The 10,169-nt window shown below is 71.7% G+C and carries 8 protein-coding genes; 7 read left to right on the top strand and 1 reads right to left on the bottom strand.

Annotated features, from left to right (window positions below):
* From VF647_11575 to VF647_11545, 7 genes are all read left to right on the top strand, one after another.
* A partial coding sequence (locus tag VF647_11575) for an FHA domain-containing protein (GenBank protein ID HEX8452729.1) occupies nucleotides 1–1,068 on the top strand: 1,068 nt, incomplete at its 5' end.
* A 116-nt stretch (nucleotides 1,069–1,184) separates the two neighbouring features.
* Nucleotides 1,185–2,936, top strand: coding sequence for a protein kinase (locus tag VF647_11570; protein HEX8452728.1), 1,752 nt, complete (start codon nucleotides 1,185–1,187; stop codon nucleotides 2,934–2,936).
* Nucleotides 2,936–3,247: a hypothetical protein gene (locus tag VF647_11565; GenBank protein ID HEX8452727.1), complete on the top strand. Its 312-nt coding sequence runs from the start codon at nucleotides 2,936–2,938 to the stop codon at nucleotides 3,245–3,247. The genes VF647_11570 and VF647_11565 overlap by 1 nt, the downstream gene beginning before the upstream one ends.
* A 353-nt stretch (nucleotides 3,248–3,600) precedes the next feature.
* Nucleotides 3,601–5,610: an acetate--CoA ligase gene (gene acs, locus VF647_11560; protein ID HEX8452726.1), complete on the top strand. Its 2,010-nt coding sequence runs from the start codon at nucleotides 3,601–3,603 to the stop codon at nucleotides 5,608–5,610.
* Between the two features lie 430 nt (nucleotides 5,611–6,040).
* On the top strand, nucleotides 6,041–7,396 hold the full coding sequence (locus VF647_11555; protein ID HEX8452725.1) for a hypothetical protein: 1,356 nt from the start codon (nucleotides 6,041–6,043) through the stop codon (nucleotides 7,394–7,396).
* Nucleotides 7,397–7,547: 151 nt separating this feature from the next.
* Nucleotides 7,548–8,324, top strand: a complete 777-nt coding sequence (gene xth, locus VF647_11550; GenBank protein HEX8452724.1) for an exodeoxyribonuclease III — start codon at nucleotides 7,548–7,550, stop codon at nucleotides 8,322–8,324.
* A 32-nt stretch (nucleotides 8,325–8,356) separates the two neighbouring features.
* Entirely contained in the window at nucleotides 8,357–8,833 is a 477-nt protein-coding gene (locus VF647_11545; protein ID HEX8452723.1) for a nuclear transport factor 2 family protein, read from the top strand.
* Between the two features lie 63 nt (nucleotides 8,834–8,896).
* On the opposite strand, the gene VF647_11540 is transcribed toward VF647_11545, so the two are convergent.
* Nucleotides 8,897–9,799: a PRC and DUF2382 domain-containing protein gene (locus tag VF647_11540; protein ID HEX8452722.1), complete on the bottom strand. Its 903-nt coding sequence runs from the start codon at nucleotides 9,797–9,799 to the stop codon at nucleotides 8,897–8,899.
* Between the last annotated feature and the right edge of the window lie 370 nt (nucleotides 9,800–10,169).

The following is a 10,169-nucleotide window of genomic DNA, read 5'->3' as shown; positions in this document are numbered from 1 at the left end:
ATGACCGACGCCACATCGCACTCCCCGGTTCCGCACGAAGAGCCGCTCCTCGACCAGCTCCTCCGCGAGGCGGTGCCCGAGATCAAGCTGGCGCTGGGCGACCTGATCGACCGCGACAACGCCCGCTCCCTTCCGGACCGCTATGCCCGCCTGCTGCCGGAGACGGTGCTGGTGGTGACGCTGCGCCCGGATGCCGCGCACTCGCTGAGCCCCGTGGCCGAGCAACTGGAGGGCGAGCTGACCGACTCGTGCATGCGCCACGGCTCGCTCTACGACCGTCCGTACCGTGTGCGGCTGCACGAGGCGGGCGACCCGGGCGCGCCGCTCTTCCGCATCTCCAAGGAGGCCCCCGGCGGCCCCGCTGACAAGCCCGGGCTCACGGAGAGCGGCGCCACGCCGCCTCCCGCCGCCTCGCTGGGCACCGTCGCCGCCGCGCCCTTCGCGCCGCCCGTGGCGCCCATCGAGGCACGCGGCGAGACGATCGCCGTCCCCCCGCCGCGCACCGTGGCGCCGCCGACCGCTCCCAAACCCGCGCCGGCTCCGACCGCCGCGCCGGTGTTCGACGATCCGGACGCCACGCGCATGGAGGGGATCGCCCCTCCGGCCAAGGGTGCGCCGGGGTGGGACGCGACCAAGTGGGAGCTGGTGGTGGAGGACGCGGAGGGCGCCGAGGCCGAGCGCTTCCCGATCTCCGCCGCCGAGGTGACGGTGGGACGGCACACGGACAACCCGCAGCTCCAGAGCGACCTGATGCTGAGCGGGGCGCCGCAGGTGAGCCGCCGCCACCTGGTGCTGCGCTGGGCGCCGCGCGACGGTGCGCCGGGCTTCCAGGTGGCCAACCTGGGCCTCAACGCGCTGCACGTGGAGGACGCCGAGATCGCGGGCGCCAACCTCAAGGGCCCGTACCGCCTGGAGGACGTACCCGAGCGCCACATGCGCTGGGTGCCCGCCGACGCGCGGATGCGGATCGGCGAGAACGGCCCCATCCTGCGGGTACGCGCCGCCGCCGTGGCCGCTCCCGAGGGCGACGCCGCGCCGGAGGATCCGGAGGCGACGCGGTTCGGATAGGAACAGCGGGGAATGGGGACTGGGGAATGGGGAATAGGTAGGCAGCGGCGGAAAACGTCGTTCAGACTATTCCCTATTCCCTATTCCCTGATCCCTATCATCGAGCTCAGGGATTCATGTCAGGCATAGAAGCACTCCTCCGCGGCCGCACGCTCGCCGACCGCTACCGGATCGAGGACGTGATCGGGCGCGGCGGGATGGGCGCCGTGTACAGGTCGACCGACGAGCGGCTGGGGCGCGCGGTGGCCGTCAAGGTCATCACCGCGTCGGCCGGAAGCGACGAGGCCGCCCGCGAGCGGATGCGCGCCCGCTTCCGCCACGAGGCCGCCTCCGCCGCGCGACTTCCGCACCACCCCAACGTGGTGCCGGTGTACGACTACGGCACCGATCCCACGCTGGGGATGGACTTCATCGTGATGGAGCTGCTGCGCGGCGAGGACCTCGCGTCGCGGCTCGCCCGCACGGGTCCGCCGCCGCTGGGCGTGTCGCTCCGCATCCTGCGCGAGGCGTCGCGCGGGGTGGCGGTGGGGCACCGCGCGGGGCTCATCCACCGAGACGTCAAGCCGGGGAACGTCTTCCTGGCGCAGGGCGACGACGCGCGCGAGCTGCAGGTGCGGGTGCTCGACTTCGGCATCGCCAAGGCCGTGACGGAAGAGGAGGACACCTCCAGCGGCCTCACGCAGGATGGGCGCGCGCCGCTCTCCCCCGCGTACGCATCGCCCGAGCAGCTGCGCGGCGAGGCGCGGCTGACCCCGGCTTCGGACGTGTTCAGCCTGGGCGCGCTTGCCTTCCAGCTCCTCGCCGGCCAGCGCCCCTTCAGCGACGCGGACCGCAACCGCATGTCGGTGGGGATGGAGGTGCCGATCCCCTCGCTCCGCGCGCGCAACCCGGCCGTCCCCGCCGAGGTGGAGAGCCTGGTGCAGCGGGCCCTGGCGCACGAGGCCGCCGCGCGCTTCGAAAACGCGGGCGCCTTCGCCGATGCCCTCGACGCCGTGATCCGCCGCCTCCCGGAAGAGACCGCCGCCGCGCGCGTCCCCGCCGGCGCGGTGGTCACGCCGCCGACGCCGGACCGCGTCTACGGCGACGACCGCACCGTCCTGGCGGGCGCGGGCGACGAGGACCGCACCGTGCTCGCGCCGCCGGGGCCGCCGCAGCCGTACGCCCCGCAGCCCATGCGCCCGCAGCCGGTGATCCCGCCGCGCCGCATGGTGGAGCCGGAGCGGAGCGGAGCGGGGAAGGCGTTCGCGGTCGGCGCGCTGGTGGTGGTGCTGGGTGGCGGCGGGTTCTTCGCCTACCAGCAGATGAACCGCGACGACTCCGGCGCACCCCCGCTCTCCACCCTCTCCGACTCCGCCCGGGCGGACAGCGCGGGCGCGGACTCGATGGACTCCACCGACGCCCTGGCGCTGAGCATGGAGGGCCGCCGCGCGCTCCAGGCGCAGAACTTCGGCGCCGCGGCGGACTTCTTCCGCCGCGCCAGCGAAGTGGATCCCAACAACGCCGGCTACCGCGACGGGTACGCCTTCGCGCTGCTGAACCTGGGGCGCGCCGAGGAGGCGGAGCGGGTGCTGGTGGATGCCATCCGCATCAACCCGCAGTACGACCTGCTGCACAGCCACATGGCCGACGCGCTCCTCGCCCGCGGCGACACCGCGGGCGCGATGCAGTCGCTGGAGCGCTTCATCCAGCTCACCCCCGACCGCCCCGCGCAGACGCAGGCGCAGCAGCGGTTCCAGGCGCTGACGCAGGCGCTGCAGGCGACCCCGCCGCCGCCGCAGACCTTCGACAGCACCACCGTCCCGGCCCCCACCCCGGCGCCGCCCGACACGAGCACCGCCCCGCGCGACACCATCCGCATGCCGGGCTGATGGCGGAGTGGCGGGTCACGGTGCGCGGGTCTGGCCGGGTGGCGCTCCCCGCGTACGGCATGGCGGACGCCGAGCACCAGGTGGAGAAGGAGCTGGAGGAGGCCTGGCCCGGTTGCGCCGCCGAGGTCCTGGAAGTCGCCCGCACCGATGACCGCGCGCGCATCGTGGAGGAGTTCGCCGTCCGCTACCGCGTGCGCGGCACCGTCACCCACACCGCCGACACCGAAGCCGAGGCGCGCACCGCCGTCCTGCGCGGCCTTCGTGCGCGCTTCGCGGGGACGAGGTACGCGGGCGTGGCGTGGGAGGTGTAGGGCCCCCACCCCCGTCGCTCCGCGACGCATCCCCCTCCCCCAAAACTGCCTGGGGGAGGGGGAGCTTGCGTAGGTGGGTGCCGCTCCTCCGGTTCGTCGTCGCGGTAGGGGCTGCGATTCATCGCGCCCGTGGCCGGCGCTGCTCCGGCCCCCGCCCTCGCACCCCAACCGTCGTAGGGGCAGACCTGCGTGTCTGCCCACCCCTCGCGCCGCCTCGACCGCCGCATCCCGCACGCGATACACGATGCCGCAACGCCGGGCTGCACTTGCGGGCCACGCGCGCGCTGGCATAGCATCCGCAGAGAGACGCAGCCCAGCGATCCACGCCCATCCATCCGCCGGAGATCCGCCGCATGTCCACGCCGGAGATCAAGCTCGACTCCCTTCTCCACGAAGACCGCGTCTTTCCGCCGCCTCCGGAGTTCGCGCGCCATGCGCTCGTCAGCGATCCCGAGGTGTACGCGCGCGCCGCGGCGGACCCGCAGGCCTTCTGGGCCGGATGGGCCGAGCAGCTCCACTGGTTCCGCCGCTGGGACACGGTGCTGGAGTGGAATCCGCCCGAGGCCCGGTGGTTCGGGGGCGGCACGCTGAACGCGGCGTACAACTGCCTCGATCGCCACCTCGACGGCCCCAACCGCACCAAGCCCGCGCTCCTCTGGGAGGGCGAGCCGGGCGACCGCCGCACGTACAGCTACGAGGAGCTCCATCGCGAAGTCGGCCGTGCCGCCAACGCGCTCAAGGGGCTCGGGGTGAAGCGCGGCGACCGAGTGGCCATCTACCTCCCCATGATCCCCGAAGCGGCCATCGCCATGCTGGCGTGCGCGCGGATCGGGGCGGCGCACTCGGTGGTCTTCGGCGGGTTCTCGGCCGAGAGCCTGCGCGACCGCATCCGCGACGCCGAGGCCAGGGTGCTGATCACGGCCGACGGCGGCTACCGGCGCGGCGGCGTGGTCGCCCTCAAGCGCGCCGCGGACCAGGCGGTGGAGGAGGAGGGCGGCTGCCCCACCATCGAGCACGTCCTCGTCGTCCGCCGCCACGGCTCCGATGGCGACTCCGTGGGCGATGCGGCGATGAAGGATGGCCGCGACCGCTGGTGGCACGACCTGGTGGACGCGGCGGAGCCCGAGTGCCCGGCCGAGGAGATGGATGCGGAGGACCTCCTCTACATCCTCTACACCTCGGGCACCACGGGGAAGCCCAAGGGGATCATGCACACCACCGGCGGCTACATGACGCAGGTGTGCGCCACCACGAAGTGGGTCTTCGACCTCAAGGACGACGACGTCTACTGGTGCACCGCGGACGTGGGATGGGTGACGGGGCACTCGTACGTGGTCTACGGACCGCTCGCCGCCGGGGCCACCGTCGTCATGTACGAGGGCGCCCCCGACTGGCCCGACCGCGCGCGCATGTGGAAGATCGTGGAGGACTACCGGGTCACCATCCTCTACACGGCGCCCACCGCGATTCGCGCCTTCATGAAGTGGGGGACGGAGTTCCCCGCCCAGCACGACCTCACCTCGCTGCGGCTGCTGGGCACCGTGGGCGAGCCGATCAACCCCGAGGCGTGGATCTGGTACCACAAGTTCATCGGCGGGGAGCGCTGCCCCATCGTGGACACGTGGTGGCAGACGGAGACCGGCGCCATCATGATCGCCCCGCTCCCCGGCGTCACGCACACCGTGCCGGGCTCGGCCACCACCCCGTTCCCCGGTATCCGCGCGGACATCCTGTCGCTGCAAGGCGAGTGCATCGGAACCGGGGGCGGCTTCCTGGCGATCCGCGACCCGTGGCCCTCCATGCTGCGCGGCATCTGGGGCGACCCGGAGCGCTTCCGCGAGACATACTGGAGCAAGTGGACCGGCAAGACCGTCGACGGCTCGCAGCCCGGCGAATCCGTCTACTTCCCCGGCGACGGCGCCAAGCGCGATGAGCGCGGCTACTTCTGGGTGATCGGCCGCATCGACGACGTGCTGAACGTGGCCGGGCACCGCATCGGCACCATGGAGGTGGAGTCCGCGCTGGTGGACCACCCCTCCGTGGCCGAGGCCGCCGTAGTGGGCAAGGCGCACGAGCTCAAGGGCCAGGCGGTGGCGGCGTTCGTGACCCTCAAGGAGGGCCAGGAAGCGACCGAGGAGCTGAAGAAGGAGTTGAGCGACCACGTGGTCCGTAAGATCGGCGCCATCGCCCGCCCCGACGCCATCCTCTTCGCCGGCGACCTCCCCAAGACTCGCTCCGGCAAGATCATGCGCCGCCTCCTCAAGGACATCGCCGAAGGCCGGGCGTTGGGCGACACCACCACCCTCGCCGACCCCAACGTGGTGCAGCGGCTCAAGGGGGAGTACGAATCGAAAGAAGGGTAGCGGCTGGGCGGAGACACACGCATCGAAATCGGCGAGCCGGCTCCTCTCTGGAGCCGGCTCGCTGTTTTTCTTCCACATACCGTGCCCGAAAGCGTCTCCTCCCGACACTTCCTGCGCGAATTCCGCCGCTCCGGTCCATCCAACAGGATGGGCGACGCGGCGGAGGGGTCTCGTACTCCCGCCATCTTACTTAAGAAAACTTTTCCCGAACGCGACAGAACGCTCCTACGGTCCCTTTCATGGGATCCAGCCACGCGCACGAGCCCTCCCGCGTCGCCCTCAGCCCCGCATCCGCGCGCAGTCTCAGCAAGGCTGATGATGGTCGTACCCATCGGCATCTACGCCTCCGGATGAATGCCGTCGGGCGGCACCCCCTACTCTCCGCCCGCCACCGGGCAACGTTCTTCCCTCCTTCTTCCAGGTGCATCCCATGGACATCCTGTTCCGGCGCAACGCCTTCCGGGTGCTTCGCGCCACCATCACGGCCGGGGTCCTCCTCGCCGCCACCGCACCCTGCGTCCAGGCGCAGAGCCGGACCGCAAAGGATGCGGCCACCCTGGAATCGGTATTGCGGGTCCGCAAGGTGGACCAGGTTCGAAGCGGCTTCGGAGGACGCCTGGTGGTGACGGTGGACGGGCTCGGCGCCCTGCCGCGCGACGGCGGCCGCACCGCCGACAGCCTGATGCTGTTCGTGAACGGCTACGCGATCCGCGACACGCGCGGCCAGCCCGTCGGCTTCACGGGGAACCAGGTCTCGTTCCGGCTGGGCTACACGCAGGCGTCCCGAGACGCGTGGACGGCGGTCCTCGCCGGCTCCAGCCTAAAGCCGCGACGGGCGCGAATCGGTGTGGGCTTCCCCGGCGGGCGCGAGCTGCGGCCGGTCAACGAAGCCCGGCCGCCCACGATCATCTTCCGGCCCTTCAACAAGCTGCGTCTGTGGGGTTCCGGCATCGGTTTCGTGCTGGCGCTGGCAGGGTTCGTCTACATGGTGTTCCGCAGCGGGGTGCTCCGCGACTCGGCAGAAGAGTCGGGACGCCCGATGCACGAGCGGCCTTTCAGCCTGGGCCGCGCGCAGGCGGCGGCATGGTTCTTCGCGATCGTGGCGGGGTTCCTCTACATCCGCCTGGTGAGCGACGACTACAACTCGCTGAACGCGCAGGCGCTGATGCTGCTGGGGCTGGGCACGCTGACGCAGGCGGCCTCCGGGCTGGTGGACAACACCCTCCGCGACCGGGCACGGGCGACGCTCGCCCGCATGCGCCCCCGCCTGGCGAGGCTGCGCAGCGAGGTGGCAGCGATGGGGGCGCAGGAGGAGGCTACGGCGACCCCGGCCAACCTGGCGCAGCTGCGTACCACGCTCGCCGTCTCCCGTGAGACGCTGGACGACGCGGCGCTGCAGGTGCGCCAGGCCGAGGCCGTGCTCGAGGGGGCACCGTCGAGAGGATTCGTTGCGGACCTCGTCTCGGATGCGCAGGGGGTGAGCCTGCACCGCTTCCAGATGGCGGTGTGGACCGTGATCCTGATCGGCATCTACGTCACCGAAGTGGTCACCACCTGGGCGATGCCCACCTTCAACCCCGAACTGCTGGCGCTGATGGGGATCAGCGGCGGGGCGTTCGTAGGATTCAAGCTGGTGGAGCGCCAGACGGCGAGCGAAGACGCCGCCGCGCCCGCGCCAGCGGCGGATGAACCGGCTGCGGAGGTCGTCGAGCCGATGAGCCCGCAGGTGTTCAAGGTCATCAGCGACCTGGTGCCGGCCACGGAGGGCACTCCACCGGCCGCGTAAGCCGCACGCGGGCCTTGGGACACCCTAGGGGGACGGGACAGTTTGCGTGTCCCCTCGTTCGTTAGAGCTCCGCGGCATCGCCCGTGCACTCCGGGAAAGCCGACCGGCTTGCGTGTGATGGATCAGGAGCCGTCCCCAGGACACGAGTCCGATGAAGATCGCCACGTACAACGTCAACGGCATTAACGCGCGCCTGCCGATCCTGCTGCGCTGGCTAGAGGAGACGAAGCCGGATGTGGCGTGTCTGCAGGAGTTGAAGGCGCCGCAGGAGAAGATTCCAGAGGAAGCGATCCGGACGGCGGGGTACGGCGCGGCGTGGCACGGGCAGAAGGGGTGGAACGGGGTGGCGATCCTCGTTCGCGATGGGGAGCCGGAGGATGTGCATCGCGGTCTCGACGGCGAGCCGGAGGACGAGCAGAGCCGCTACATCGAGGCGACGGTCCGCGGAATCCGCATCGGGTGCCTCTACCTGCCCAACGGCAACCCGCGCCCCGGGCCGAAGTTCGACTACAAGCTGCGCTGGCTGGACCGGCTGGCAAAGCGGGCCGCCGAGCTCCTCGACGAAGGAGGCCCGGCGGTGCTCGCGGGGGACTACAACGTGATCCCGACCGATCTGGACGTCTACAAGCCCGAGCGCTGGGTGGAGGACGCGCTCTTTCAGCCCGAGGTGCGGGAGGCGTTCCGGCTCCTCGTCGAGGGAGGGTGGACCGACGCCATCCGGACGATGCACCCTGACGAGCGCGTCTACACGTTCTATGATTACTTCCGCAACGCATTCGGCCGCGACGCGGGGCTGCGCATCGATCACCTGCTGCTGAGCCCCGCGCTCGCGCCACGGCTGGTTGCGGTGGGCATCGACCGCGACGTGCGCGGGTGGGAGAAGTCCAGCGACCACGTGCCCACCTGGATCGAGATCGCGGACGCCTGAGCACCGCACACCTCCACCCCGGCCGGTGGCCAATGCATCCCAACGAAGCGCTGATCCACCGGTTCTACACCTGCTTCCAGACGCGCGACGCCGGCGGCATGCAGGCGTGCTACCATCCGGAGGCAACCTTCCGCGACCCGGCGTTCGGCGAGCTGGACGCCGCCGGTGTCGCGGGCATGTGGCGCATGCTCTGTGCACGCGCGGCGGATCTCGACATCCAGTTCTCAGGCGTGCGCGCGAACGACGTGGAGGGGAGCGCGCACTGGGCGGCGATCTACACGTTTACGCAGACAGGGCGCAGGGTGGACAACCGGATCGATGCGCGCTTCGTCTTCCGCGACGGGCTGATCGTGCGCCACGAGGACACCTTCTCCTTCTGGCGCTGGTCCCGCCAGGCGCTCGGACCCGTGGGGCTGGTGCTGGGCTGGACTCCGCTTCTGCGCAACCGCGTCCGCGGGACCGCCATCCGCCAGCTTGCCCGCTACATGCGCGAATCGTCGGGCAGCTGACGCGAGGCGGGGCGGCTCCAGGCAAGGAGCCGCCCCGCTTCGTTGTGTGCCTCAACGGTACCGCTACGAGATGACGTCGCGCGTGCCGTCCGGCCCGATCACCTCGGCGCGCTCGCGGCGCACGGTCTCCTCGATCACCTGCTCCTCGGTCACGCGCGTCTTGCGGATCACGAGCTCCTCGCGGGCAATGAGGCGCTTGGTGACCACCAGCTCCTCCTCCACGAGGGGGATGTACATGACGTCGCCCTCGGTGCGCGGCTCCAGGCCGGCGCCGGGTGGCAGGGGGCGGCGCTCCACCTCCACCTTTTCGCGCGTCACGGGGATGGTCTGGCGGATGACCTGCTCCTCGATGTGCTTCTGCACCACCACCTCGCCAACCGGCACCTCGCGCTTCCCCACCACCAGCTCTTCCTCGGAGATCACGACCCGCTCCTCGCTCCCCGTGAGCTCGCGCGCCGGCGCACCCGCGGGCAGCCCGTGCGTCGCCGTTCCCGCGGGCGCACCGGAGAGCCCGCTCGTGCCCGCGTCGATCCCGCCGTGCACCTGCGGCGCCGGCGCTGGAGTTGGAGCCGGGCTGACGGGGCTCGCGACGGAGGCGGCGGTGCGGCCGTGGTCGAGCACGGTTGCGTCGGGGTCCGCGAACGGGAGCGGGGTGTTCGTGGGTGCGGAGGGGAGGGTGGCGGCGCTCGCGCCCGTGACGCCGTCCAGGTGCACGCGCCGCGCTTCGTCCACCCGCGCGCTGCCAAACGGCACGAACACGCGCTTCCCGCCCGGGATGCGCGCGACTGAGGCCTCCAGCGCGACGGCGAGGAAGCGCGGCCCCTCGCCGCGGGCGTCGCCCAGCACGTCCGCCACATTGCCCAGCAGGGTGCCGTCGCCCGCGAAGACGGGGCGCCCGATCAGCCCCAGGTCCGCGCCCGCCCCCAGCTCGCCCAGCGACACCAGGTCATCCATCGATACGTCCATCGTTCCTCCCGGCCAGCCAGGGCATGGTTCCATCCGGCCGGCGCGGAGCGCGCCCCCGGAGTGCGGGCCGGGGAGTGCAAGCGGCATTCCGTGGGCCCCCTCCCCCCGCTTGCGGGGCGCAGGGCGGGTGAGGGGGAGAATTCGGTGCGCGGGGCGGTGGTTCGGCGCGGGGGCGGGCACGGGCAGCCACGCGGGGCGGCCCCTACGGGATCGGTGTGCGAAGCAAGGATCGGGGTGGCGGCGAGGGTGGGCAGACACGCAGGTCTGCCCCTACGGGATCGGTGCCAGGGGTCGAGACATCGGATCAACGCGGCAGGGCAAACGGGTGGACCGGCACGGATCTCCACGCAAACCGCCCCTCCCCCGCAGT

The sequence above is a fragment of the Longimicrobium sp. genome, from assembly GCA_036387335.1.
Taxonomy (GTDB): Bacteria; Gemmatimonadota; Gemmatimonadetes; order Longimicrobiales; family Longimicrobiaceae; genus Longimicrobium.
This window is presented reverse-complemented; position numbering and strand designations above follow the sequence as displayed.

Coding starts and splice junctions, on each gene's coding strand:
- xth (HEX8452724.1), top strand. CDS start 7,548: ATGAAGATCGCCACGTACAACGTCAACGGCATTAACGCGCGCCTGCCG.
- VF647_11570 (HEX8452728.1), top strand. CDS start 1,185: ATGTCAGGCATAGAAGCACTCCTCCGCGGCCGCACGCTCGCCGACCGC.
- VF647_11565 (HEX8452727.1), top strand. CDS start 2,936: ATGGCGGAGTGGCGGGTCACGGTGCGCGGGTCTGGCCGGGTGGCGCTC.
- VF647_11540 (HEX8452722.1), bottom strand. CDS start 9,799: ATGGACGTATCGATGGATGACCTGGTGTCGCTGGGCGAGCTGGGGGCG.
- VF647_11545 (HEX8452723.1), top strand. CDS start 8,357: ATGCATCCCAACGAAGCGCTGATCCACCGGTTCTACACCTGCTTCCAG.
- VF647_11555 (HEX8452725.1), top strand. CDS start 6,041: ATGGACATCCTGTTCCGGCGCAACGCCTTCCGGGTGCTTCGCGCCACC.
- acs (HEX8452726.1), top strand. CDS start 3,601: ATGTCCACGCCGGAGATCAAGCTCGACTCCCTTCTCCACGAAGACCGC.